At 49.2% G+C, this 25,311-nt stretch carries 28 protein-coding genes, 4 tRNA genes and 1 other RNA gene; 15 read left to right on the top strand and 18 right to left on the bottom strand.

Features of this window, described 5'->3' with window-relative positions; translation table 11 throughout:
- The first annotated feature begins 4 nt into the window (after positions 1–4).
- From ACHZA2_RS10075 to ACHZA2_RS10065, 3 genes are all read left to right on the top strand, one after another.
- Entirely contained in the window at positions 5–694 is a 690-nt protein-coding gene (locus tag ACHZA2_RS10075; protein ID WP_319538922.1) for a uroporphyrinogen-III synthase, read from the top strand.
- Positions 695–699: 5 nt separating this feature from the next.
- The gene (locus tag ACHZA2_RS10070; RefSeq protein ID WP_319579602.1) at positions 700–1,656 is read left to right on the top strand and encodes an RNA-guided pseudouridylation complex pseudouridine synthase subunit Cbf5; all 957 of its coding nucleotides are present in this window, start codon (positions 700–702) and stop codon (positions 1,654–1,656) included.
- A gap of 35 nt (positions 1,657–1,691) precedes the next feature.
- Positions 1,692–1,775 (top strand) — tRNA-Ser (locus tag ACHZA2_RS10065).
- Positions 1,776–1,834: 59 nt separating this feature from the next.
- On the opposite strand, the gene ACHZA2_RS10060 is transcribed toward ACHZA2_RS10065, so the two are convergent.
- The 7 genes from ACHZA2_RS10060 to iorA form a co-directional block, all read right to left on the bottom strand.
- Positions 1,835–2,953, bottom strand: a complete 1,119-nt coding sequence (locus ACHZA2_RS10060; protein WP_319579601.1) for an isocitrate/isopropylmalate family dehydrogenase — start codon at positions 2,951–2,953, stop codon at positions 1,835–1,837.
- Positions 2,941–3,429, bottom strand: coding sequence for a 3-isopropylmalate dehydratase (locus tag ACHZA2_RS10055; RefSeq protein WP_319579600.1), 489 nt, complete (start codon positions 3,427–3,429; stop codon positions 2,941–2,943). Before ACHZA2_RS10055 ends, ACHZA2_RS10060 begins: the two co-directional genes overlap by 13 nt.
- Entirely contained in the window at positions 3,429–4,682 is a 1,254-nt protein-coding gene (locus ACHZA2_RS10050) for a 3-isopropylmalate dehydratase large subunit (RefSeq protein WP_319579599.1), read from the bottom strand. Before ACHZA2_RS10050 ends, ACHZA2_RS10055 begins: the two co-directional genes overlap by 1 nt.
- Positions 4,663–6,207 (bottom strand): 2-isopropylmalate synthase, encoded by a 1,545-nt coding sequence (locus tag ACHZA2_RS10045; protein ID WP_319579598.1) that lies wholly within the window; start codon positions 6,205–6,207, stop codon positions 4,663–4,665. Before ACHZA2_RS10045 ends, ACHZA2_RS10050 begins: the two co-directional genes overlap by 20 nt.
- A gap of 113 nt (positions 6,208–6,320) precedes the next feature.
- A complete protein-coding gene (locus ACHZA2_RS10040) occupies positions 6,321–7,937 on the bottom strand; it encodes a glycosyltransferase family 39 protein (protein ID WP_319579597.1) in 1,617 nt (538 codons plus the stop codon).
- A 57-nt stretch (positions 7,938–7,994) separates the two neighbouring features.
- A complete protein-coding gene (locus ACHZA2_RS10035) occupies positions 7,995–8,564 on the bottom strand; it encodes an indolepyruvate oxidoreductase subunit beta (protein WP_319579596.1) in 570 nt (189 codons plus the stop codon).
- Positions 8,561–10,330: an indolepyruvate ferredoxin oxidoreductase subunit alpha gene (gene iorA / locus ACHZA2_RS10030; protein WP_319579595.1), complete on the bottom strand. Its 1,770-nt coding sequence runs from the start codon at positions 10,328–10,330 to the stop codon at positions 8,561–8,563. The genes ACHZA2_RS10035 and iorA overlap by 4 nt, the downstream gene beginning before the upstream one ends.
- Before the next feature lie 137 nt (positions 10,331–10,467).
- Here iorA and ACHZA2_RS10025 point away from each other — a divergent pair.
- Positions 10,468–10,541: transfer RNA gene (locus ACHZA2_RS10025), tRNA-Ile, on the top strand.
- 36 nt (positions 10,542–10,577) lie between these two features.
- Positions 10,578–11,045: a hypothetical protein gene (locus ACHZA2_RS10020; protein WP_319579594.1), complete on the top strand. Its 468-nt coding sequence runs from the start codon at positions 10,578–10,580 to the stop codon at positions 11,043–11,045.
- A gap of 10 nt (positions 11,046–11,055) precedes the next feature.
- On the opposite strand, the gene ACHZA2_RS10015 is transcribed toward ACHZA2_RS10020, so the two are convergent.
- Together ACHZA2_RS10015 and ACHZA2_RS10010 are read right to left on the bottom strand one after the other, a co-directional pair.
- A complete protein-coding gene (locus tag ACHZA2_RS10015) occupies positions 11,056–11,589 on the bottom strand; it encodes a hypothetical protein (protein WP_319579593.1) in 534 nt (177 codons plus the stop codon).
- Positions 11,590–11,661: 72 nt separating this feature from the next.
- Positions 11,662–12,927 (bottom strand): tRNA (N(6)-L-threonylcarbamoyladenosine(37)-C(2))-methylthiotransferase, encoded by a 1,266-nt coding sequence (locus ACHZA2_RS10010; protein ID WP_319579592.1) that lies wholly within the window; start codon positions 12,925–12,927, stop codon positions 11,662–11,664.
- A 96-nt stretch (positions 12,928–13,023) separates the two neighbouring features.
- Here ACHZA2_RS10010 and nadX point away from each other — a divergent pair, with 96 nt between their 5' ends.
- The 3 genes from nadX to nadC are packed head-to-tail and all read left to right on the top strand — an operon-like array spanning position 13,024 to position 15,541.
- Positions 13,024–13,782, top strand: coding sequence for an aspartate dehydrogenase (gene nadX, locus ACHZA2_RS10005; RefSeq protein ID WP_319579591.1), 759 nt, complete (start codon positions 13,024–13,026; stop codon positions 13,780–13,782).
- On the top strand, positions 13,779–14,696 hold the full coding sequence (gene nadA, locus ACHZA2_RS10000; protein WP_319579590.1) for a quinolinate synthase NadA: 918 nt from the start codon (positions 13,779–13,781) through the stop codon (positions 14,694–14,696). Before nadX ends, nadA begins: the two co-directional genes overlap by 4 nt.
- Positions 14,693–15,541, top strand: coding sequence for a carboxylating nicotinate-nucleotide diphosphorylase (nadC, locus tag ACHZA2_RS09995; RefSeq protein WP_319579589.1), 849 nt, complete (start codon positions 14,693–14,695; stop codon positions 15,539–15,541). The genes nadA and nadC overlap by 4 nt, the downstream gene beginning before the upstream one ends.
- On the opposite strand, the gene ACHZA2_RS09990 is transcribed toward nadC, so the two are convergent.
- The gene (locus ACHZA2_RS09990) at positions 15,498–15,914 is read right to left on the bottom strand and encodes a hypothetical protein (RefSeq protein ID WP_319538937.1); all 417 of its coding nucleotides are present in this window, start codon (positions 15,912–15,914) and stop codon (positions 15,498–15,500) included. The two genes, nadC and ACHZA2_RS09990, sit on opposite strands and share 44 nt — an antisense overlap.
- Positions 15,915–15,978: 64 nt before the next feature.
- Here ACHZA2_RS09990 and ACHZA2_RS09985 point away from each other — a divergent pair, with 64 nt between their 5' ends.
- Positions 15,979–16,566, top strand: coding sequence for a redoxin domain-containing protein (locus tag ACHZA2_RS09985; protein WP_319538938.1), 588 nt, complete (start codon positions 15,979–15,981; stop codon positions 16,564–16,566).
- A 2-nt stretch (positions 16,567–16,568) separates the two neighbouring features.
- On the top strand, positions 16,569–17,246 hold the full coding sequence (locus ACHZA2_RS09980) for a cytochrome c biogenesis protein CcdA (protein WP_319538939.1): 678 nt from the start codon (positions 16,569–16,571) through the stop codon (positions 17,244–17,246).
- A 9-nt stretch (positions 17,247–17,255) separates the two neighbouring features.
- On the opposite strand, the gene ACHZA2_RS09975 is transcribed toward ACHZA2_RS09980, so the two are convergent.
- Positions 17,256–18,947 (bottom strand): phospholipase D-like domain-containing protein, encoded by a 1,692-nt coding sequence (locus ACHZA2_RS09975; RefSeq protein WP_394698546.1) that lies wholly within the window; start codon positions 18,945–18,947, stop codon positions 17,256–17,258.
- Positions 18,948–18,976: 29 nt separating this feature from the next.
- On the opposite strand from ACHZA2_RS09975, the gene ACHZA2_RS09970 reads away from it, so the two are divergent.
- The 3 genes from ACHZA2_RS09970 to ACHZA2_RS09960 are packed head-to-tail and all read left to right on the top strand — an operon-like array spanning position 18,977 to position 20,036.
- On the top strand, positions 18,977–19,567 hold the full coding sequence (locus ACHZA2_RS09970; protein ID WP_319579586.1) for a uridylate kinase: 591 nt from the start codon (positions 18,977–18,979) through the stop codon (positions 19,565–19,567).
- 46 nt (positions 19,568–19,613) lie between these two features.
- Positions 19,614–19,775, top strand: coding sequence for a zinc finger domain-containing protein (locus ACHZA2_RS09965; protein WP_319538942.1), 162 nt, complete (start codon positions 19,614–19,616; stop codon positions 19,773–19,775).
- Between the two features lie 3 nt (positions 19,776–19,778).
- Positions 19,779–20,036 carry an elongation factor 1-beta gene (locus ACHZA2_RS09960; protein ID WP_319538943.1) on the top strand — a complete coding sequence of 86 codons (258 nt, stop codon included), beginning with the start codon at positions 19,779–19,781 and terminating at the stop codon, positions 20,034–20,036.
- A gap of 13 nt (positions 20,037–20,049) precedes the next feature.
- Here ACHZA2_RS09960 and ACHZA2_RS09955 read toward each other — a convergent pair whose 3' ends face one another.
- The 7 genes from ACHZA2_RS09955 to ACHZA2_RS09925 all read right to left on the bottom strand — a co-directional run bounded on the left by ACHZA2_RS09955 (position 20,050) and on the right by ACHZA2_RS09925 (position 23,207).
- Positions 20,050–21,027 (bottom strand): malate dehydrogenase, encoded by a 978-nt coding sequence (locus ACHZA2_RS09955; protein WP_319579585.1) that lies wholly within the window; start codon positions 21,025–21,027, stop codon positions 20,050–20,052.
- Positions 21,028–21,045: 18 nt separating this feature from the next.
- An RNA gene (gene ffs, locus ACHZA2_RS09950) (signal recognition particle sRNA) lies at positions 21,046–21,358 on the bottom strand.
- Positions 21,359–21,372: 14 nt separating this feature from the next.
- Positions 21,373–22,407, bottom strand: coding sequence for a hypothetical protein (locus ACHZA2_RS09945; RefSeq protein WP_319538945.1), 1,035 nt, complete (start codon positions 22,405–22,407; stop codon positions 21,373–21,375).
- A 48-nt stretch (positions 22,408–22,455) separates the two neighbouring features.
- Positions 22,456–22,528, bottom strand: a tRNA-Ile gene (locus ACHZA2_RS09940).
- A gap of 11 nt (positions 22,529–22,539) precedes the next feature.
- Positions 22,540–22,612, bottom strand: a tRNA-Asn gene (locus ACHZA2_RS09935).
- Between the two features lie 59 nt (positions 22,613–22,671).
- On the bottom strand, positions 22,672–22,968 hold the full coding sequence (locus tag ACHZA2_RS09930; RefSeq protein ID WP_319538946.1) for a hypothetical protein: 297 nt from the start codon (positions 22,966–22,968) through the stop codon (positions 22,672–22,674).
- Between the two features lie 11 nt (positions 22,969–22,979).
- Positions 22,980–23,207 (bottom strand): hypothetical protein, encoded by a 228-nt coding sequence (locus tag ACHZA2_RS09925; protein ID WP_319579584.1) that lies wholly within the window; start codon positions 23,205–23,207, stop codon positions 22,980–22,982.
- Positions 23,208–23,266: 59 nt separating this feature from the next.
- On the opposite strand from ACHZA2_RS09925, the gene ACHZA2_RS09920 reads away from it, so the two are divergent.
- Positions 23,267–24,397, top strand: a complete 1,131-nt coding sequence (locus ACHZA2_RS09920) for a Xaa-Pro peptidase family protein (RefSeq protein ID WP_319579583.1) — start codon at positions 23,267–23,269, stop codon at positions 24,395–24,397.
- A complete protein-coding gene (map, locus tag ACHZA2_RS09915; RefSeq protein WP_319579582.1) occupies positions 24,394–25,269 on the top strand; it encodes a type II methionyl aminopeptidase in 876 nt (291 codons plus the stop codon). Before ACHZA2_RS09920 ends, map begins: the two co-directional genes overlap by 4 nt.
- Positions 25,270–25,311: the final 42 nt, after the last annotated feature.

The following is a 25,311-nucleotide window of genomic DNA, read 5'->3' as shown; positions in this document are numbered from 1 at the left end:
TGGAATGAAGATCGCAATTACCAGGCTTCGGGGGAAGGAACTGGATGATCAGCAGAGATGCGCACGTCGCGGACATGATTGTTACCCGGTAACACCGCTGACAGGGGAGATTGATCAGGATCAGATCGATCTCTTCATTGAACAGGTGCGCGAGGAGCGATTTGACTGCATATTCTTTACCAGTGCCCTTCCTGCCCACAAAATTGGCCCTCTTCTTGGACAGTGCCCACTTCCCCGGGTTATTGCAATAGGCCCGCAGACTGCTAAGGCACTTCGCGAATCCGGTGTTCCCTGTGAAGTATTGCCTGAGTATTACTCACGGGCTTTTGTCCCGTACCTGGGCGAGTGGATATCAGGAAAAACCATCGGCATTCCCCGGTCTGATGCACCAAATCCAGGATTATTGAATGCTATCTCAGAGGCAGGAGCAATTCCTGCGGAGTTCACTATTTACTCCCTGATACCAACATATGAAGAACTCGATCTGAATAGTGCAGAAGCGGTGCTATTCACAAGTGCATTCTCGTTTAAATCTGCAATATGGAAACGAAGGGAGGATCTGATCATCGTTGCAATCGGGGATGTAACTGGATCAGCCATGGAAGATGCTGGTCTGCCCCCTGATGTTGTAGGAGATGGTTCCCTTGAAGGGACACTTGATGAGTTGAACATGTTTCTCCTGATGAACCCCTGATACCCATGCAAACCACATCTGAAGTGAAATTAACAGGAAAGCCGATCATTCCATTACAAAATGGCGGGGGCATTCTCCTTATCGATAAGCCGAGAGGACCAAGCAGCCACCAGGTGGCGGCATGGGTACGAGAGATGACAGGAGTTTCTCAGGTGGGCCATACCGGAACTCTCGACCCTCAGGTTTCAGGAGTACTCGTGGTGCTTCTTGGCAAGGCGGTGCGTCTGACTTCAATCCTTCATCTGGATGAAAAAGAATACATCTGCCTGATGCGCCTACAGGGTAATGTAAGCCAGCAGGACCTTGAAAGGAACATCGCAGAGTTTACAGGCAAGATCTACCAGCGCCCTCCTCGAAAAAGTGCTGTGAAACGTGCTCTTCGGATCAGGGAGATTTTGGAACTTGAGATCCTGAGTCGTGAAGACCGGCTTGTCCTGCTCAGGGTCAGATGCGATTCGGGCACATACATCAGATCACTCTGCCACCATATCGGGATGGCCCTTGGCGTCGGTGCTCATATGCAGGAACTGCGAAGAAGCAGATCTGCAGATTTCCCAGAGTCTCAGATCCATACTCTTCACGATGTTCGTGATGCCGTAGAAGCAGCAAAAGCAGGACACCTGGAATTGTTATCGTCAATGATTCTTCCGATGGAGATCTCGATAAAACACCTCCCGACTGTGACGATCAAGGATTCTGCAGCCGGTGCGATCTGTCACGGAGCACGTCTCTCAATGAGGGGAATCATAAAGACCGACGCGTTTCAGATGGAAGATATGGTCACAATCTTCACCGATTCGGGTGATTTAATCGGAGTCGGCGAAGCGCTCATGAGTGCATCGAGAATTATACCCGGAGAAAAAGGGCTTGCTGTTGCTCCACGAATCATATTCCCGGATGCTGATGCATACCCGGCAATATGGAAAGGCCACCAGACCAGTGATAAGACCAGCAAGGCTTAAATCTGCAAGAGCTAACAGTATGAGGCAATTCTTTTGCTGAGGTAGTCTAGTCTGGGAAGGCGCAAGATTGGAAATCTTGTGAGGCTTGCCTCTCGGGAGTTCAAATCTCCCCCTTAGCGTTCTATTATTCAATTACTACACTGAATCAGAAATTCTGATCTCGAATCTGAAAAAAAGGTTATGCGGATTTGCGGATCCACTCTGCCACCCAGTCGCCAACACCGCTTGTAGTGGCTGAGCCGCCCATATCACGGGTCACAACACCGTTACTGATAGAGGCTTCAATTCCTTTTACAACCGCTGCACCTGCTTCTGTTTCGCCAAGGTGATCAAGCAGCATCGCACCTGCCCATATGGTTGCAAACGGATTTGCAACATTCAGGCCCTTGTACTTCGGCGCAGAACCATGAATCGGTTCAAACATAGAGGTTCCCGTTGGATTGATATTTCCTCCGGGAGCCAATCCCAGCCCACCCTGAATCATGGCACCCAGATCAGTGATGATATCACCAAACATGTTCGGAGTGACCACTACATCGAACCATTCCGGATTCTTTACAAACCACATGGTTATTGCATCCACGTAGTTGAACTCGGTAGAGATATCCGGGTTCTTTGCAGAAACATCACGAAATACATCTCTCCAAAGCCCATAGACATCGGACAGAACATTGGCCTTATCGACCGAAGTCACCTTTTTCCTGCGCTTACGGGAGGCATCAAAGGCGTACTCAATGACCCGCCTTGAACCTTCCCGGGTAAGAACTCCGATCTGGTATGCAATCTCCTCCGCGTCACTCTCGACATCAAGACCAAACTTGACAGAGTAGAGGTTTCTCACAACTTCAAGCTGTTTCTTCTCTTTTCCTGAAAAACGGGAGCCAATCCCAACGTAGAAGTCCTCTGTGTTCTCTCTGACAACGAGGAAATCGATGTCCTGAGGGCCTTTTCCTGCCAGGGGAGTTTCCACTCCTGCGAGCATCTTCACCGGTCTCAGGTTCACATACTGATCAAAGGCAAACCTGAGGGTCAGCAGGATGCCTTTCTCGAGAATGCCCGGTGTTACACGATCATCCCCGATTGCCCCGAAATATATCGCCGGATAGGAGGAGAGAGCATCAATTTCCGATTCACTGACCAGTTCACCGGTCTTCAGATATCGCTCCGCACCGATGTCAAAATCGGTCCAGCCGATCTCAAACCCGAACTTCTCTCCTGCTGCATCAAGCACTCTGCGGCCCGATACTATGATTTCGGGGCCGATTCCGTCCCCTCCGATTACCGCTACTTCATGCACAGGTCTTCACTCCTGATCTGCTTTGCGTATTCAACCAGTCCACCTGCATCTATAATTTGTTGCAAGAATACTGGAACCGGTTCAATGTCAAATCGTTTCCCTGAAACTTCAATGTAACCTTCTGCAAATTGACCCGTGATCTGATCCTGCTCGGTAATCTCTCCGGCTCGTGGGCATATCACAGGAAGGAGTCCAACATTGACACTATTGCGGTAGAAGATTCGTGCGAACGACTCAGCAATAACAACCCTGACACCAGAACCGGTCAGAGCAAGGGGAGCATGTTCACGTGATGAGCCACAGCCGAAGTTGCGCCCTGCAACGATCATATCCCCTTCCTTTACCCCTTTTGCGAATTCGTCCCTGAATCCTTCGAATGCATGTTCGGAAAGACCCTTGGGATCATTGATGGTGAGAAAACGCCCGGGAATGATCGCATCTGTATCGATGTTATCACCGAATTTCCAGACCCTCATTACTGCACCTCCCGTGGATCAGTGATAACCCCGGTGATTGCCGTGGCAGTAGCCGTGGCGGCAGATCCAAGGTAGACCTTGCCGTCAGTCGAACCCTGCCTTCCCTTGAAGTTCCGGTTAGAAGTAGAGAATGATACCTCACCTGACGCTATCAGACCAAATGAGCCTCCCATGCACGGTCCGCAACAGGGTGCCTCGACAAGTGCTCCTGCTTCAACAAACCGCTCTATGATGCCGGCCCTTAAGGTCTTCAGGTACTCAGGCTTTGACGCAGGAATTACAAGCACCCTGACGTTCTCAGAGAATGAGCGATCACCCAGAACCTCTGCTGCCTCCTGCATGTCTTCGAACCTCCCGTTTGTACAGGAGCCGATGAACACCTGGTCAACGGGCGTTCCGGCAATCTTGTCAACATCCACAACCTGGTCAACATTGTGCGGAACAGCGACCTGTGGCACCAGGTCACTTACATCATACTCCCTCCGTGATATGTAGGATGCACCATCGTCGCTTCCCAGATCTGTTGGAGGACAGGAGACCCGTTGCTTCAGATATTCAGCAGTGATCTGATCGGGCGGTACGATACCGGCTTTTCCACCCATCTCAATTGCCATGTTACAACAGGTCATCCTTCCTGCCATTGACATAGAGGAAACGGTTTCACCGGTAAACTCCACAGCCTTGTATGTCGCACCGTCAACAGTGATGTCTTTGATAATCTTCAGGATCAGATCCTTGGCACCGACACGTTTTGTAAACCTACCGGTCACATCTGCCCTTATTGTTTCAGGTACACGGAAGTACAGACACCCATACCGGAGTGCAAAGCCGAGATCAGTTGAACCAACCCCGGTGGCAAACGCACCAACTGCACCATAGGTGCAGGTATGCGAGTCACCACCGATGACAATGTCACCAGGACAGACCCGTCCTTTTTCGAGGGTGACCTGGTGGCAGACCCCCTCTTTTATGTCATAATTCAGAATCCCCTGTTCTTTTCCGAATGCACGCATTCTCTTCTGATTTTCTGCGGCATTCAGTGAATCAGCCGGGGTCTGGTGATCAAAGAGCATGATGACCTTCTTCGGATCAAAAACCTTCGTACCACCCATTTCGTAGAATTTTTCTATCGCCAATGGACCGGTGATGTCATGCATCATTGCACCATCTACCGGAGCCATTACTACCTCACCCGCAAAGACGTCTTTTTTGCATCGACGGGAGAAGATCTTCTCAACTATTGTCTGTTCCATTGCGATATACCATATTTAACGCATTTGCCATTGCTTCTGCCGATGCCAGGACGATATCGTCCCCTGATGCAGCTGCATCAAACAGTTGTCCCTTGTCATCCTGAACAACCAGTGCCACGTGTGCTATCGCATCACTTCCTTCAGAGATGGCGGAGACATTGAACTCCTTCAGTTCAGCATGCCGGGGGACAGTCCCGATCAGTGCTCTGACTGCGGCATCAACCGGACCGTTACCGGTGCAGCAGCATACCTTCTCTGAACCATTAACCATGGCTCTGACGGTTGCTGTCGGGATCATGTGATTCCCGGTCATGATAGCAATATCAACCAGGTCAATGTAGCGTCCGATTGTTCCTGTTCCCACTACAGTTTCCGCGATCTCATAGAGATCTGATTCTGTGATCTTCTTGCCTTTTGAAGCGATTTGCTTGACCCTTGCAATGATTGTATCGATCTGTTCCTCATCAGGCGTGATATGCACCTGATTCAGCATCTCTCTGACCGCATGCCGGCCGACGTGCTTTCCAAGTTTTAGCCTGCGGCGATGCCCGACCATTTCAGGGGTCATGATACCTGGCTCGAAGGTACTGGCATGTTCCAATACTCCCTGTGCATGAATCCCGCTCTCATGGGAGAAGGCATAATCACCGGTCACAGGCCAGTTAGGAGGCACCATCAGACCTGAGAATCTCGAGATCATCCGGGATGTTTCCACCAGCCTTTCGGTCTTAATCCCTGTGGTGTAGCCAAAGATCGACTCGATGATCATGGTGGTGCACGCCAGATCGGCATTCCCGGCCCTTTCACCAATACCATTCACTGTCACCTGGACCTGGTCAGCACCAGCCTCCACCGCAGATATGGTATTTGCAGTAGCCATCCCGAAGTCGTTGTGACAATGAACATCAATTGTGCAGGATATCTCCTTCCTCAATGCTGAAATGAGAGCCTTCATCGAGGTTGGTGTAGCAACACCGACCGTGTCAGGAACATTGATTGCAGTAGCACCTGCATCAACCGCAGTTTTGAAAACTTCCATCAGATCAGGCAGATCAGTGCGGGTTGCATCCATCGCTGAAAAAAGGACCTGATCAGCATGGTCACGGGCATATCTGACGATTTCTCCCGTTATAGAAACAACCTCCTGGTGGGTCTTTCTGATGGTGTGGGTCCGCTGCACTTCAGAAGTGGGGATAAACACATGCACCATATCAACACCGGCATCGATGCACCGGTCAACATCACCTTTCACCGATCTGGCCAGCCCACATATCGTGGAATCCAGACCTTCGGCTACAATTGCTTTGACCGTTGCATACTCATCCTGGGATGATGCTGGAAACCCGGCTTCGATGACACTGACGCCGATATCAGACAGTTGTCTTGCTATCTCGATCTTATCGGCAGTGGTAAAAGATACACCCGGAGTTTGCTCCCCATCACGGAGGGTTGTGTCGAAAACAGAGATCTTCTTTACAGTAGAATTCTTATCGCTGGAGAAAGCGACCTGCCGAGTGTACAACACCGGCGCTCCCTGCCTCGAAAGTGTTCTGAGACATGATCATACTAATCACCCTCATTGATATAAAGTCTTTGGGCTTATGGTGCAGAGACCCTCATACCATGCACCAAAAATGATCAGGATGCAGGGCTGACAACCTGATATACTTCAGCATCTCTGGTAGAGAAGACCTGTTTGAACACCGCAGGTGAGGTAAAGTCCTTATTGTATGAGAAAAATTCACCGGCGTTCATGTATTGATCATTACTCTTTTTCCCGTTCAAAGAAACGATCATCTGCCCGGGATGGAGTTTGGTAAGAAGTTTCCTTGCTGTTTCACCATTTCCCTGTTCAGGAAGAGTAGGAATCGCTCTGGACGTATGCAATTGCATCGCACGGGGATTGTTGCTGAATATTTCTGCACCATGAGGGATATTCTGCATTACCCACTGGTACTCTTCGATCGGTTCGTCGTACCATGATGGGTCAGTATAGGAGCGTCCCCCTTTTTCTGACATAATTGGGATAGAGGCAAACACCTGTCCGGATAAAAATCCTAGAATTAGAATAGTGCACAAAACACTGCTCATAACTCTGTATGAAGAGGGGTTCATACGGCCACATGCACCACGCATGAACGAAAGAACTAGTATGATAACAAAGGGATAAACCGGAAGAAGGTAACGCGTCTGAACAGCTGCAATATCTCCCATTCCAATCTCCAGAACAAAGAGTGAGGCAACATAAATCAGAATATAACTGATAATCACCCGTTTATCCGAGATAAATTTCCAGATATTCAAGTTGAACTTTCTTTTATCTGATAGATAGACACCATACAACAGTAACGCTGCAACAATTACCAGGATAATGCAGGTAACCGCAAAAACTCCATTGGATACACCCAGGTTTCCCAGAAGTTTGAAAGGAGTCAGATCAGATATGAGAATCTGTGACATATCATGAGCAACCCCCGCGATATTTCCAGAGCCACCACCACGGTCTGCACCACTAAAATGACCAGTGCTGGAAATATTCCTGATAAAAACTAAACATACAGGGAGAGATGAAATAATGCCGAACAATCCGATCTGCTTTAGTTGTGATACGGGTTTTTTCCATGGCTGGATTGCTATGATAAGTAATCCGGTTAAGATCAGGGTTACACCCATGTATCGTGTGACTGCACCAGCCCCACAGAGCAGGGCAGCAAATAGGAGAAACCAATACGTTCCTGACTTGAGATATCGGATGAGGAAATACAAACTAATAATCGAGAAAAAGATGTACGGCACCTCTGTTAACGCCATTCTGGCCATTTCCCAGAGTGTACTCATTAACAGGATTACAAAGGCTGAGAGATATCCCACAAGTGGAGAGTCAGTTTCCTTCCCCAGATGGAAAGAAACCACCACAATGCCTGCAAGGGAGAGGATTTGTACCCACATTGCAGCATTTACCGATGTAAAACCCACCAGCACGAAAGCAGCGATAAGAATCGGATAGAATGGAGGCCAGACAGTCAATGACCAGAATTTATGAATCGTATCTGACTCCCAACCACTGACAACCCCTTTCCCATGCACAATGTTTTCTGCCACATTGATGTAATCAGAAGCATCCCAGTCAACCCAGGGGGCCTGAAAAGTAAGGCCCATTCCTATGACAAATAATGCACAGCAGATACAGAAGCTCCAGGAGACATCCTGGCGTTTCATAAAGTCAGCATATCGCTGGCAGACTTGAGTATTCATACATCCTCCGGATTTAAAAATATTGGTTCTAGTTGTACCCTGATAGCCTTAATCGGGTTAGCAAATAGCCTTACCTAGATCAAATGCCTTGAGGTTCAACTCAACAGTCTTTTTTGGAACAATCCTGCTTACAGCATCACGGAGAGACTGCTCCTTTAACGGAAGACACCTGGAAGTTGCACCAAGAAGAACAATATTCTGAGTCAGAACGCTCCCAGCCTCTTCAGCCAATTTTCTTGCATCAATCACAACCACAGCGCGATCTCCAAGTAAACCCTTGAGCATATACTCATCAGGTGCAGGAAAATCCTGCATAAACACAGATGTGGGGACCACATACTCACGACTGGTAAATATCTGGCCACTTTCCTTGAGATAATGGCAGTAACGTGCTGCTTCCATGAGATCAAAGGAGATGATGAGATCTGCAGTGCCGGGAGCAATCAGAGGTCCATATTCCTGCCCGATTCGGATCTGACTCTCAACAGAACCACCACGTTGTGCCATTCCATGCGTTTCAGCACCACGAACCGGCACACCTTCAATAACACATGCCTCTCCCAGGATGTTTGAGGTCAGAATGGTACCCTGACCACCGATTCCGACAATGAGCACATCAAAACTCATTCTTTTACCTCCAGGGATATTGCAGATACAGGGCATAATTGGGCACAGGCCCCACACCCGGAACAGAGATCGGTGATCTGTGCAAGGCCATTGTGAAGTTCAATCGCAGGACATCCGAATTTGATGCATGCCTTACATCCGATGCATCCGTTCGGGTCGACCATGAACTTCCCACGGTTGACCTTTGCCCTACGCTCGGTGATAACACAGGGTTGTTTGGCGATGATCACCTTCACACCAGAGCGGGATTTTGCTTCCTTGAGAACACCGGTAAACTGGACAAGGTCGGAGGGGCTTACTGTCTCAACGAAGGACACACCGCATGATCTACAGAGCATCTCAAGGGAGACTGCCGGGCGCTCAACTCCACCGGCCGTAACTCCTGTGGTGGGGTTTGGCTGATGTCCGGTCATCGCAGTGATGCGATTATCGAGAATTACCACCGTGATATTCGCATTATTGTATACTGCGTTTAAAAGACCCTGGATACCGGTGTGGAGGAAGGTAGAGTCACCAATAGTGCAGACGATATCGTGTTTCTCACCAGCCTGGGCCATCCCTGACGCTATCGTGATCGAAGCACCCATACAGATAGTGGTATCAACAACACCCAGTTGAAGCCCGAGCGTGTAACATCCAATATCGCTCGGAAAAATTCCATCACGAAAGACTTTTCTCATTGCATACATGGCTGTGCGATGCATACACCCGGCACACAGGATAGGGGGTCTGACAGGAAGGCCTGCAGGTGTAGGTATAGCAGGATACTCTATCTTCACCTGGATTTCTGCTGCCTGAAGGTATTGGGCCACCCTCTCGGGGGATAGTTCTCCCTCATAGGGAACATGTCCGGTCTTCTTTCCCAGTACCGGAACCAGCCCTGCCACCTGTCTTGCTATCTCCTCGATCACCGGGGCCAGTTCCTCAACCACTAGGATTCGCTCGTGGCTTTTTATAAAATCAGAGAGCCACTCTTCGTCGATAGGATACGCACCAATCTGGGCAATAGAAACCGAATCCGCAACAACTTCACGAACATACGATGCTGCAATTCCTCCTGTTATCACCCCGGTCTTTCCCCGGATGGTACATCGGTTATACCCTGATTCAACGAGCCTTTTTTTGAGAGATGGCTGTTTTTCATTGAGTCGTTTATGAAGAATGCGTGTATGTGCAGGTATGACAACATACTGACTGGGATCTTTTTCAAAAGATGCTTGCCGGTCTGATGCCGCAACCTCTCCAAGGTTCACATCACTCTTTGAGTGACATATGCGCGTGGTTGGCCGGAAGAGTACAGGTAGCAGAAACTCTTCAGAGAGGGGGAATGCATCTCTGACCATGTCATGTGCTTCCTGGACAGAACTTGGATCCAGACAGGGAATCCGTGCAAAAGCAGCGTAACAACGGCTGTCCTGCTCATTCTGTGAAGAATGTGCAAACGGGTCATCAGCAGAAAGCACGACGAAACCTCCTTTCACCCCGGTGTAAGCAGAGGTCATCAGGGGATCTGCCGCGACGTTTAGACCGACATGCTTCATGGTTACAATTGACCTCAATCCACACCAGGATGATGCCAATGCCTCTTCATATGCCACTTTCTCATTTACTGACCACTCAACATACGACTGGCGGTCAGGCCATGCCCTGAGGGTATCAATGACTTCAGATGATGGGGTGCCCGGATATCCAAATGCAGTATCAAGCGCTGCTTCAAGGCAGCCATGGGCAATTGCCTCATTCCCAAGGAGATATTTCACAACCATGTCAGTTCAGTTCCAGATATTCAGATATTGGATTTGATTTCTCATCCAGATATGAACCATGCATCTGTCGGGAAGGGAGGCCGCCATAATTTCACAAGATTTAATACCTCATAGCATCCACCTAATTAGAGCCTCTGGGGCCCGTAGCATAGACAGGTGGTGCACCCGGCTGATAACCGGGAGGTCGTGCGTTCGAATCGCACCGGGCCCACTCTTCAATTTTAATCTCTGGGACCAAACAGAGTATGTGAATAAGAATATTGTTCTGACCGCTGTTTTTGGAATCATAATTACTCTACTTTTAGGGTTTTTTTTCGGACAGGCTGCAGCAGGCATTGCGGCAGTAATCCTTCTCACGATCCTACTTGCGATGGCGATATCCGAGGATGCAGCAAAGTCTGCGCACCCGGAGCTCTCTGCCTCATTACATGAGGATGCAGAAACGGTAATTGTCGAGAATCTTGGAACTGCACCTGCAAAATCAACACAAGTGCGAATAATTCCTGATGATATCAGATATGAGATCGGAGATCTGAATCCCGACTCTGTTCACCGGTACCTCCTTCCATCTATTGTGCGCAACGCAAAAGCAGCAGTATCATGGGAGAGGAAAGACGGATCGCGGACAGAGCGGATCTTCAGGTTATCAGGATATGAAGACGAGACTGATCCACTCAGGCCGCTTTTCCCTCTTTTCAACTGGAAAGAAAAATAGAACCTGATGATCAGGCAGAGTTCACGAGAAACTGGAGAGTAACCTCAAGGGCGCTCAGGAGCTTCTCCTGCCCTTCCAGGTACTGTTTCATTCCTTTGTACAGCATAAACACCGCATCGTATCCGTAAAGATCGATCAACTGGCGCGGAGTAAGTTCACCCATGTACGAATCGACCACAAGGTCATCTGTACTGTACATCACTTCGTAAAACTTCCCATCCTCGCTGAGAAGACAGAACTGATCAATAACCTGCCGCGACATATTATCCGGGCGGTATGGGGCAGGATCTGCACTTTTTCCAAGGACAAAAACCCTTGAGGAGTAGTGCTTCGCATCGTATATCTCCCCCTGATTGTCCTTTTTTCCTTTTTCAAGGATGGTTATTCCCATTGTGTGAATGACAGGTGCTGTAATTGCACCCATTTTTCCGACAAGGTCATCCTCCTGTGCGCGGATTACGGCGCTCCGCTGATCTATCCCAGTGTCTGTTGTCTGAATTAGATCGATAAGGCGATTATACCCATTGAGTATGACATCTTCCATGTATTCACCAGATACAGGTACCGTCTCCCGGGTGAGAGAAAAACCCCACTGACTTCACCACCAGTTTTGGATTCAGGAAAGTGATCTCACAACCCTTCCAAGCAGGTAATGTGTTCGTTCATCAGTGAACTCCACCAGATACTTAGTACCTACCGGGAGATCTTCACCGATAACAACCCCAGTATACGATCTGGTTCTTCCCATCACTGTGCCAGGCTTGAGTTTTTCTGTGATTATTACCTCTTCTGACCTTCCTACCAGTTCCCGTTTCTTCTCTTTCAGGATCGAGTATCCGATACGAACCAGTTCCCGTGATCGATCCTTCCTGATGCGGTCAGGGAGTTCACCTGATCGCGATGCCGTTGAACCCGGTCTGTAGGAGTACCGGGTAACATTAAGTGCATCCGGTTTTAGGATGGTAATGAGATTCCTCGTAGCCCTGAACTCCTCTTCACTTTCTGCCACGAAACCTGTAATAACATCTGTGGCTATTGAGATTCCAGGAGTACGTTTCCTGATAATCTCAACCATTTCAAGATAGGTAGAGGAACTGTACTCCCGGCCCATCCGCTGCAACACCTGATCAGATCCAGATTGAACAGGGAGATGAACAAAAGAGAAGATATGATCGTTGTCCAGCGCATCAGCAACATCATGAATGATTGGGAGCAGTGTCGCCGGGTTCATCATCCCAAGTCTGACATAGAAGTTGCCGGAGATTTTCCCGATCTCCCGAAGAAGGGCAGGAAGAGAAGGCTCACCCAGATCATACCCGTATGCACTCAGATCCTGTCCAGTGAGGCGGATCTCAACTACACCCCCAAGGACTGCTGAACGTATCTGCGAGAGTATTTCATCCTGCGGGACACTCCGGATATGCCCTCTTGCAAGTCTCGTAATACAGTATGTACAGTGACCAAGGCAGCCGGAACCGATCTGAACAACTGCAACAGGACCACAAGAAGTCATACAGGGATCCAGATCTATTGTATGGATGCTCTCTGGTGATAGCACCCGGACAGCAGGAAACTCATCAAGGACTGCTGGACGTGCAGCAGGAAGACAACCGGAGATCCAGATCTCCTTTCCCTCCAGTTCCCGCATCAGTTTGATCATCTTCCGTTCGGTCTTCTCTATAACAATGCAGGTGTTGAGAATCACTACATCCGCATCCTGCGGATCCTGTGTGAAGACAGAGCCCACACGAACAAGAATATTCTTGAGCCGATCAGAATCTCCTTCATTGTAGGTGCATCCAAAAGTCAGGATGCAGATCCGCTTTCCGGAGAGAGCCTGAACCCATGACGGAGAGAGAGGGCTTTTGGAACCATCACCCATTATCCTAATAATACAGCCTTCAGGCAGATAGGGACAGCGATTGTACCAAATATACCGTGCAAAGTTGTTTAATTTTGTTCGGCAAACATGTAGGCAATGGTCAGAATTGGGCTCCTGGGTTGTGGCAATGTTGGAAAGATTATAGCAACCCATCAGGAGGGTTTCCAGGTTGTTGCAGTCTTTGACCAACTGCCTGAACACGCAGAGAGCCTTGCAGAATTGACCGGATCAAAACCATACTCTGATTTTGATGAGTTTATCACTGCTGATTTTGATATCTGTGTTGAAGCAGCCTCTATCGTAGCAGTCCGGGCATATGCACTCAAGATAATCGAACGAGGAAAAGACGTTCTCATATTAAGTGTAGGGGCCCTTGCAGACAATGCATTCAGGGAAGATCTCATATCAGTGGCCAGAGAAAACCAAAGGCGTATCCATATACCAAGCGGTGCCATCATGGGCCTTGACAATCTCAAAGTGGGCCAGATCAGCCATATCGAGAGCATTCTTCTCAGAACTACAAAAAGCCCACAGAGTCTGAAGATGGATGTCAGTACCCGGACACTTGCATTCAAGGGAAAGGCAAAGGATTGCGTGAAACAGTTCCCAAAAAATATCAATGTCTCGGTGGCTATCGCTCTTGCCAGTTCTCATGAGGTCCAGGTAGAATTATGGGCAGATCCTACAGTTGATAAAAACATCCATGAGATTTTTGTAAAAGGGGAGTTTGGAGAGATGTATTCAAAGATCACTAATCTTCCATCGCCAGACAACCCGGCAACAAGTTATCTTGCTGCCCTCTCAGTGCTCTCCCTCCTGAAGAACATCGACAGCCCCCTGGTGATAGGGGCATGAGTCCGAAGGTAGATCCGGACATCCAAAAAATCAACCAAATCAAGGGAGAACTACACGCAAATATCCTTGCACATAACTACCAGATTCCAGAGGTTCATGCTGTTGCCGATGTCATCGGAGACAGTCTGGAACTGGCCCTTGCAGCCAGGGATACTGATGTCGATGTATTGATCGTCTGCGGTGTCAGATTTATGGCTGAAACCGCAAAACTCCTCAATCCAGAGAAACGGGTATATATACCGATTCCTGATGCAGGATGTCCACTCGCTGACTTCCTCACACCTGAATTAATCAGGGATTCTAGGCAGAAGTATCCTGATGCTGCGGTAGTTGTGTATGTCAATAGTTCGGCTGCATGCAAATCTGTTGCAGATATCGTCTGTACATCAGGAAATGCTGTAACGATTGTCAAATCCCTGCCCCAATCCCGGATTATCTTCGGCCCTGATGCTAATCTCGCGAGTTATGTCAGGGAGCAGGTGCCAGAGAAAGAGATCATCACAATACCTGTAGATGGTCACTGCTATGTTCATCAGCAGTTCAGCCTTGAGGACATCAGGAACGCACGACTGATTGGGGGCACCATACTTGCCCACCCTGAATGTCCGGAGATTATCAGGCATCATGCTGACATTGTTGCATCTACGGGGAGGATGATCAGGATCATCGGGGAACATGAAGAACGGGTGTGGCATATCTTTACCGAAGAGGGAATGGTGATGCGGCTTCGTTCACTCTTCCCTGACAAAGAATTCCACTCAGTTCAAAGTGCAGTCTGTAAGGATATGAGGAAGACAACCATCGGGGATATCATCCGGTGTCTTGAGAGTCTTCAGGGTGAGATCATACTTGACCAGGATTCATCAGAATCCGCACGGAGATCGCTTGATCGCATGCTGGAAGCATCATCATGATGTATCCCGATATCCCATTAGGGCATCTTATCAGTTTCGTAGAAGAGGATGCCCCGTTCGGCGATATCACCTCGGAGTATGTTCTTGAAAAGCAGACTTGCAATGCAGAGATCATTGCAAAAGAGGATCTGATTCTCGCGGGCCTCTCTGATATCTCACGCCTCTTTGAACACTATGGAGTGGTGACCTCTTCCCAAAACCAGGACGGAGACAGGATCAAAGCAGATACATCCATTCTTTTCCTCCATGGCGATGCCCATGCCATCCTTCTGGTGGAGCGGACCGCCCTGAATCTGATCGGCAGGATGAGCGGGATAGCAACTCAAGCAAGAAGAATGCAGGAGAGAGTGAGTTCAATCAATCCGGACTGCCGGATTACAGCAACCCGTAAAACCGCACCTGGCCTCAGGCTGCCTGACAAAAAGGCAGCAATGATTGGAGGGGCAGATCCTCACCGGTTTTCCCTCTCAGACGCGGTTCTGATCAAGGACACACACCGCATGCTGGTACCGATTGGAGAAGCCATCAGACGTGCCAGGAGTGCCGGAGCTTACCATATCATTGAAGCCGAGGCTGAATCTGCTGAAGAGGCCATGGAAGCAGCACGGGCAGGTGCTGACATCATCCTGCTCGACAATATGACGCCTGGACAGATCACAGTTGTTCTGGACCTCCTGAGAACCAACGGACTTCGTGATCAAGTCCTGATAGAACTTTCAGGCGGAATAAATCCTGATACCATCGATGAGTATGCAGCAGTTGGGGCTGATCGGATCAGCCTTGGAATGCTCACTCATACTGTCAGGAACGCAGATTTTTCCCTTGAGGTCCGACTAGAACAGTGAGATCTCCAGGATCTTTTACAAGTATCTCCCGCTTTCCTTTCCAGATCTGGACAGTCCCGTAAACCCTGATGATATCACCCTGGGAAATCTCTGCCATACCAGCAGCAGGAGAAGGGATAAAGATCGTGACACCTCCCAGATCAAGGATCAGGTTTTCTCCTGTGGCTGTATGAGTGACTGTTTGGACAATCCCCTGGAACGAGACCAGTTCTCCTTCCTGGGACTGGGAGGTATAATTCCGGGCGAACGGGCCCTTCCCAACCCCTTCACCAACCCATGCGAAGATACCGCAGGATATGAGTATAACCAGGAGGATCAGCAGAGCAGTCCTCTCCTGCCTCTCAATCATTACCGAGTGATTGGTACCCAGCATGCATAGGATTATCGATATGCATGACCCGGGGAAGTTTATACCGTATCATTACAGATGCTTGTACATGCATAGAATCCGATATCAGAGAGTTCTGATAACCGGGCTCTGCCTTTTTCTCATTCTGATGACCGGAGCAGCCGCATCAGAACAGCCGAAAGAGGTGAGCAAGGAGGTTACCAATCCTGATGTCACCGCTGTTGATCCAAGTGACTCCGGCCTCGGCTGGACAAAAATACCGATGACAGATGCAGTAACCGGAGAGCAGTTTACCATTGATCAACTCGCAAAGCAGGGGAAACCGGTCCTCCTTCATACCTTTGCGGTCTGGTGTCCTGCCTGTTCGATGCAACTCAAAGAGAGTGAAAGTATGCTGGCTGCATCACCAGATGCGTTTACCATCGTCGGAATTGATCTCGATCCAAATGAGAACCAGAATATGATAAAACAGCATATCGAGAAGGAGAAGTATACCGGGCACTTTGCTGCCTCACCTAAAGAACTGACGCGTGGTTTGGTTGGGACATTTGGGACCAGTTTCGCACTTGAACTTCCGCAGACTGTTATTGTCTGCAGCAGGACTGTGAACCATATCGGGTCAGGACTATTCAGAACACAGACCCTGAAGAGCGCCCTCTCTCAGGTCTGCGCATAACCATGGATTTCAGTCCTGACACCTGGATACTCTCATTTCTTGCAGGCCTGTACACTCCCCTCGGGGCGATGTGTGTTCTTCCATTGTACCCAGGTTATCTCGCATTTCTGGCAGGAAGAACTGCCCAGAGAAAAAGAGCCTCCACCCTTCTGCTTGGCCTGACTGTCACAGCAGGGGTGATCGGGGCGATGCTCGCATTCGGAGTGATTTTTGTATCAGTCCTGCAGGCTTCGACCAGCCTAGTTATCGGATACCTCGGCCCGGTTGTGTATCTGATTCTGGCAATTATGAGTATCGGCATGATACTGGGCGTTGACATCGGCAGGATATTTCCGACAGTTCAGACGCCTGAAGCAAAAACTCCCTGGATCACGGCTTTCCTGTTTGGTGCGTTCTTCGGCCTTGTAGCACTTCCCTGCAATCCTGCCTCGATCATCATGCTCTTTGCCCTCTCCACGACAACCGCTGATTTTCTTGCTAACTTCGTCAACTTTGTCATATTCGGGATAGGCATGGCAACCCCGCTCCTGGTCCTTTCAGCATTCTCAATCGATGCAAACAGACGGGCAGTATTATTCTTGACAACCTACCACGGTATAATCAACCGACTGGCAGGAGCTCTGATGCTAGTGGTAGCCCTCTATTATCTGATCTTTGTATTCCTGAGTGAATATCTCTGAACTCTTTTTTTATCGCCGATGACGCCACCAGTATAGTGCCCCAACCATGCAGATGATCATGCAGGCAAGGCCGATTTTCGTCATATCCAGTCCGGATTCAGCCTGCTGTTGTGGATGTTTATACCCACTCCAGTCTTGTTCAAACACAGATGCATAATACCCGGCAACACTGATGTCCCTGATGATGAGACCGGCCTCCCTGTTGAAAACAGGCGAGTTTTCATTCCAGTTGATGCTTGATATCAGTACAGAGTCATCGGCTATCAACCCTTTTGCATGAAGTTTGAGCAGTCCAGACCCCGATAGATCCAGAAGTCTTGGCTCAATCGGGATGTGCTCACGACTGGCAAGAGCAGTGATCTCGGCTGCGATCTCATCGTTATCGTTCTCTTCTTCAGTGTTGTAATAATACGAATCAAGAAGGATCCTGACATTCACTCCCCGCCTGGCAGCGTTGATTGCTGACTCAAGGTAGGGGTTCCGCTTTCCATGCGACCAGTGCTTGATGTAAGCCTCTTCAATCAGTAACCGGCTACTGGTTTCATTGATGAGCGAAAGGATAAGATCACTCGTATCAGGGGCCAGTACAGGAGTTACTGAAGAGGCAGTGAACTTGAGAGGAGCAAACACGGGAGTATACGTATCAGCAGAATAGGGAATGGTTTCTGAAGGGTGCCCCTCGATACCGGTCACGCCCGGCCCGTTCAGATCTGAGTAAAATACCTTTGAAAAGTATGAGCAGAGGTCAGGGGATGAGATCAGAACACCCCACCCACGGTTTCCGGCAAGGCCAGATCCGGGGAATGAGTGATCCTTGAAGTTCTCTGTTGTGAGAAGGAGGTCTTTCCCGTCGATGACCATGTACTTTGCATGATCATAGCGATACGGGGCATGGTCCTCCCCTGCTCCTGTCATGGCCTTCACCGGGATGCCTGCGGTTTGAAGTTTTGTGATGACAGAACGTTCTTCAGGGCTCACACCACCAACCGGACCACCTTCCAGCAGTACAGTAACCTTCACCCCGCGTGTGGCAGCCTGACAGAGGAGATCAGCCAGTCCCGGATCAGTAAATTCGTAGACATTTACCAGAATTTCGTGCCCTGCAGAAGAGATAGCCTGCTCAAAAACAGCACGCCCGCAGTCAGGAGATACAAAAGCCGTACCCTGAACCTGGGTGAAAGTTTCAGGTTTGAACCTGCTCGCCCCTGATATGAAGACCCGACTGTCCCATACCCTGTCTAAACCAAGGACATGAACCTGCCCTTTGCGGGGCTTAAAGGATCCCGGCCAGGTGAGATTCTGGATGAGGAGGCCATGCTCCATCAGCAGAAGTTCATCTTTCTGGTTTGCCAACTGGAACTTTCCGGTTATCATGGGCTTTGGAGCCGACGAATTCTTCCCTATTAGATCATAATCAGGATATCTTCCGGTGACCTTGTGGAATGCTTCTCCATCACGTGCTATAGTTATCGAACCAGATGATACTGCACCTGCCGGGAAGGTGATCCGTCCTTCCCCATCGGTCACCTCAAGAGAACTGAGCGATCCTTCTCCACTTATGACCAGGTACTCATCAGCGTCTCCATCCAGATAGGTGTCAGGATACACTTCAGTTATCTGAAAAGCACTGGTGACCGGACAGAGAAGAATAACCAGAACCAGTACGAAAAGACGCATGATGGAGAGTATACAGGCAGCCATAAATGAACCTGCTGAAATAAACTTCTCGTATGGAAAAGCCATTGGTGATCAAAATAGGAGGGAGCCTGCTGCCTCATTCCGCGGAGATCATCAGTACAATTCTTGAATCCGGGATAAGTGCCCTCATACTCCCTGGCGGCGGTATCTTCGCTGATGCAGTCCGGGAGACTGGAACAGATGGAACGATAGCCCACTGGATGGCGATCGCAGGAATGGAGCAGTACGGATGGTTCCTATCGGGATTTGGTATTGAAGTTATTGAAAATCCAGGGTTTTCAGATAAACCTCGGGTACTACTTCCCTACCAGTATTTCAGAGAGAGAGATCCTCTGCCCCATACCTGGGATATCACGTCAGACACAATCAGTGCCTGGCTTGCTGATCACCTGGGAGCGAAGCTCCTTGTCCTGAAGTCAATAGATCAGATCCGCGCAGCAGGTGCCCCGCTGGAACAGATATCCAGTCAGGTTGAGACTCAGGACCTCGATCCTCTCTTCATCCCTTATATCCTGCACCATTCCATAAGCGGCATGATTATCAACGGTACTTTTCCGGAAAGAATCGTAAAGGCACTGAGGGGAGAGACGATTGTGGGGACGAGATTTGGCATCATGATTTAAGAGGATCAAGAAAGAATAAGATAAGCACCTTTGGAGATATCCGAATATGAGTGAAGAGAAATGTACCTCATGCAACGGCCCAATGGCAGAGCAGGGATCAACTGAATTCGGTTGCCCAGCCTGTGGTGTCCGTATCAGCCGCTGCTACCGCTGCCGGGAACAGAGTGTCGAGTACGTCTGCCCGACATGTGGGTTCCGGGGGCCTTAAGGCATGGGCGATGTGGCACTGATCATCAAGGCAATGCCAGAATCCCCTGAAGTTAACCGTGAAGATATCAAGAAAGAGATTCGCGCAAAACTTCCACGGGTTCAGGATATTCAGGAAGAACCGATTGGGTTCGGACTTGTTGCACTCAAGGTTGTCGTTGTTGTACCGGATGCAGAAGGACAGACCGATGCAGCTGAGGCCGCACTGAATAGCATTCCCGGAATTGAACGGGCAGAGATCATCGGATCAACACTCGTCTAAACTAAAAACAAACCTATTTTTCAGGCTCTTTCTTACATGAATCAGACTGCTGAAGAGTGGTAAGAACCTGTTCAGTCAAATTGCGAATGCGTTCAACTGATCGTTGAAATGCATGTACCTCAAGCGGATCTAGCCTGATTGAGACAGGAAACACCCCTTTCCGGTTTATTCTTGCCGGGACACCGATGCAGACGTCACCAATGTTGTGAACCTCGCTCTTTACGTACGCTGATACTGTCAGGATCCGGTTTTCATTTCCAAGCAGGGTCTTGACGATCGTGGCTATTGCATCTCCCGGTCCCCAGACCGTGGCACCTTTACTGGCAATGATCTGCTGACCCGATGTACGGACCGTTCCCATGATCTCATCAATGGGCAGGTTGCCAAACGAGGGCAGATTCGATATCTGAATGCCACCGATAGTGGTTGCTGACCAGAGAGGCACCATACTCTCCCCGTGTTCACCAATGATGCGCGTATGAACCTCGCTGACATGAACCTGAAAGAACGACGCAATCAGGGATTTCAGTCGCATTGAGTCGAGATGAGTACCGAGGCCGAAGACCTGGTGAGGTTTTTTTCCCGAATACCGGAGCGCCACCGATGTCATGATATCAACCGGGTTTGTTACCATCATGATCATAGACTCGGGAGCATACTTCTGAACCTGCTGTGACAGGTCTGCTACAACTTTTGCATTCTCATACGCAAGATCCAGACGATCCTGATCAGGTCTGCGTGCCACTCCTGCAGTGATGATGACGACATCAGACCCCTTCATGTCTGCAAGATCACAGCTCCACCGCACCGCACTCGCGGTCCCGGTTGCAGCAAATGAATCGATGAGGTCACGTGAAATTCCATCAAGGAGAGACTGCGAACCTTCGCGGCCGTACAACTGGATCTCCCGGATATACGGTATCCGCGAAATCGAGAGGGCCGCGTACTGGCCAACCCGTCCGGTAGCACCAATGATCGTGACTTTTGTCATGAGAATCAGCGTATAAAAATAGGGACACGTTCTCGGTCGACAGACCGTTGCAACCCTGGTCTCAAGCCTTCTCCTCCGCCCCGCAACCCCATGGGCGCCGAACGTTCACGGTAAGTCTGCTCCCTTCCGGGCCTGGACCGTTCCCCGCGACAACAGGTCGTTCCTTCCTCCGAAGGTTTGATTCCTGGCCATCGACCTCACAGGACAGGGTTTCTTCGTTGAAAGCATGGAGAATTCAGGCAGTACGTGTAAGCCTTCCTCGAACTTCGCCCCCTGCGTACCGGCGGTTTCAGGTGACAGGTGACGTCGATCCACCCGGGCTAGTCCCCATTATTATGCGAAGACTTATGGAATAAAAACTTCCCCTCCGACGGTATTCGCCCATCCAGATAAAAAGGACTGATTCTGTCTGAACTGTTTTTTATTAAAGGGATCAAAGACCGTCAGAACCGGGTGATCATGAATCAAGGGAGAGAGTAGTTCCATCCGTCCCTGAAACACCTCAACATCTTTCTCTGAACCATGGCCTTCCGCAACCTGAAGTGGTTCATCATGAACTTTTTCTCGTGAAAGATGGAGAAAATCAGTTGTAAATGTGCATTCATCAAGACCTAACGAGTCTTTATTCACGAGTAGATTAAACGCAGAAAAATAGGCCGCAGCGTACCAGGGATCATTAAGAAGAACATGATGAACACCGAGGATTCCGCCAGCAATCCCCAGCGTTCCAACACCCGAACAAGCATCAACAAAGAGAGATGGATGGACCCTTCGTATCGCAGTTTCAACAGAACGGATTTTGGGATCACTTCCATGAGGAAATTCGATATGTGCTGCACCCTGTTTTTTGTATACTACTACCGGGCCTTTACTCGTTGGAAATAGATCTGCCCTGACATCACAACCGCAGAGAAGGTTCTGTTCAGAACAGACCGGAGGATGAACATCCACCCTATCTCCAATCCCTGGAGGATTTCTCCCCTCGTTGAGAATTCCAGATATTTGAGGGACTTCGTGGTATGCACGATGCGCGGTTGCGTCATCAAAAACAGAAGAGATCAGAAGAAAAGAACGGGAGGGAAGAAACGGAGGGGAGCGTAAAAAAATACCAGGATCAATAAGAGGTGTCCCAACGGAAGAGAGGGGCTCATCTCCTGAAAAAAGCCCGGTATCAACCAGGAGAAGGTAGAGCCGGGCATATACATCATCAATGAAAGCCTTGCCACAGTGGCAGGGAGGAGGCGGTGAATCATCGGGTGGCCCGGACTTATTTCGGATTATTCTGTTACAATCGGGACATGGAGAAAAATTATCATGCCGCCTGCTGAGGAGATCCTGCGCATAACAGATATGATCTTTCCCACAGACAGGACAATACATTCAGATAATGAATGCTACGAGACCATAGAATAAAAAGTAACCGGGTTATGGGCCTGATGCGATTCGAACGCATGACCGCCCGGTTATGAGCCGGGCGCTCTAACCACTAAGCTACAGGCCCAAAAAGAATAACGCCGCCAACAGGACTCGAACCTGTGACATACTGGTTAACAGCCAGTCACTCTACCAACTGAGTTATGGCGGCTCAGAGGTGCTCTATAATGTAAGATGAATTTCCATATAAATATTATGATATTCTCTCATTCAGGATCTCTGAATGAGTGATCTCATCCCACTCAACAAAACGGATATCTCCTCAATATCAGTATCAAGAGTGGTGAACAGCTCGTCTGCCTTCTCGGTCGTGATAGCACCGGTTGGGGAGGCGCGGATATACCCAAGCCCTTCCATGACCCTGAGCGAGTATCGTATCCGATGCTGGGGAACATCCAATACTTCGGATAATTTGATGATGCCTATCGGCTGATGCTGCGCTACCGTGGATAAGACTTCGAGATGTCTGCCGATTAACTCAATGTCCCCCTTAATCTTCTTTAGCATGACATCCTCATTCAGGCATTTTTATCCAGCCACTCTTTTGTTTTCAGGTATTGTCTTCTGAAAATTATCATGAGAATCAGTGCTATGATGAGAGATACAACTGATCCCGGGATCCTCCATGCTTGAGGGAAGAGAAAAAGAGCGAGTACCCCCACTGCAAAGAAGAGGATTACTCCATTCAAAATTACTGCATTGTACCAGAATTTCCATTTGAACTGCTCTTTAGCAGACTCGTTCATTATTCATACATCAGTTTTATCATAAAAGTACTTGTGGTCTCATCAGCAATGTGTAGAGGATGGACTACCTCGATGATCTCATTGGCCGGTCCGGCGCCTCCGCATACTGTCTGTTTGCCTCATCAGATGACCCGGATATGCGGTACCTCACCCGATTTGTAACCAATGACCCGGTCCCGGTGATAAAAAAAAGAGGGGAAAAGCCCATCATGATCCTGCCAGTCATGGAGGCTGACCGGGCAGAACGTGAATCAGTCGCGCAAAGCATTACCAGGCAGCAGGCTGGTTACCAGGAGATTGCTGCAACAGAAAAGAATCCGTACCATATCACTGCTGCCATGATAGAACGGTGTGCAGGTGGGGCAGTGATTGTTCCACCCCAGTTTCCTCTCGCCCTGGCCCGGGCACTTGAGAAAAAAGTACCGGTCATACTGGATGAGCATTCGGCAATTGCACAGATCAGAGCCAGGAAAAGCAGTACTGAGATCGAACAGATATCAGTTGTGCAAAAAGCAACTGAAAAAGCAATGGAGCAGGCAATAAACCTGATCAGAGAGACGACAATACGAAACGGACTACTCTGGCATGGCGAAAAAACACTTACATCAGAGCAGATCAGGTATACCATTCACTCCACACTTCTTGCTCATGGATGTACTGCCCATGACACCATCGTCTCCTGTGGAGAGGAGACTGCAATGCCCCATTGCACAGGAGAAGGGCCACTTCAGGCCCATCAGCCTATTGTGATCGATCTCTTTCCCAGAAGTGAGGCCAGTGGTTATCATGCAGATATGACCCGGACGGTCTCAAAAGGAGAGCCATCCCGGAAAGTCTGCGAATTATTTGAAGCCGTCCGTCAGGCAGAGATCCTTGGTGAGAGCCTGATATCTGCCGGAGTCAGTGGGGCAGACTGTTATCAGAAGGTCAGGGATTATTTCGATGACCATGGATTCAAAACAGACACTGAGGGATTTATTCACAGTCTTGGGCACGGGATCGGCCTTGAGGTACACGAAAAACCAAGCCTCTCTCCTGCAGGAGAAGAATTGAAAGAAGGGCATGTCGTGACTGTGGAGCCCGGCCTCTACTATCGGGGAGTTGGAGGCGTGAGGATAGAAAATATGGGAGTAGTTACCAGCAACGGATTTAACAGACTTACAAATTTCCCGGTGGAGTTGATTCTTTGAAAGAAGAAATTTTTGAACGATATATACAGGCAGGAAAGGTGGCATCCACAATCCTGAAAAAAGGAGCTGACATGATCAGACCGGATGCATCACTCGCAGAGACGGCTGCCCAGGTCGAACAGATGATCATCGATGCAGGCCTTGGTGTGGCATTCCCAGTAAACATCTCACTGAATGAATCTGCAGCCCATGACACACCCTCACCAGAGGACGACCGGACATTTCGTACAGGCGATATGGTAAAACTGGACCTGGGTGCGCACTTGGATGGGTATATCGCAGACACAGCATTAACCGTTGACCTTGGTGACCAGGGACTGCTTGTGGAGGCATCAGTTGCTGCGCGTGATGCAGCAATTGCCAGGGTAAGGCCCGGAGTCGCAATTGGTGAACTAGGAGTGGCTGTAGCGGCAGAGATTGGATCACGGGGATTCAGACCTGTTGCAAATCTTACCGGGCATGGCCTTGACCAGTTCAGACTTCACATGGGACCAAATGTTCCAAATATCGGAGGGATCGGCGGAGCAGTGCTTGAAGAAGGTATGGCAATCGCAATTGAGCCATTTGCAACAACCGGTACAGGATACGTCAGTGATCTAAAACGCGTTGAGATCTTCTCCCAGCAGTCATGGAAACCAGTCAGAATGCCAGCATCGCGAAAGATATTGAGCGAGATTGAACCACGTAAGGGCCTTCCCTTTGCAAGAAGGCATCTTAAAACGCCAAAACCGGATCTGGCCCTGCTCAGACTAGTCAGGGAAGGTGTCCTTCATTCTTACCCGGTTCTGGCCGACATCCCGGGATCGTATGTATCTCAGTCAGAACACACCATGATCGTCACCAGTGACGGGTGTGTTGTGACCACCGCATAAGTACCGAATAAAAATAACACGTTCATCTGTGATCAGCACCAA

Source organism: uncultured Methanospirillum sp., assembly GCF_963668415.2.
Taxonomy (GTDB): Archaea; Halobacteriota; Methanomicrobia; order Methanomicrobiales; family Methanospirillaceae; genus Methanospirillum.
The sequence above is the reverse complement of the archived record's forward strand: the minus strand, read 5'-3'. Positions and strand labels throughout refer to the sequence as shown.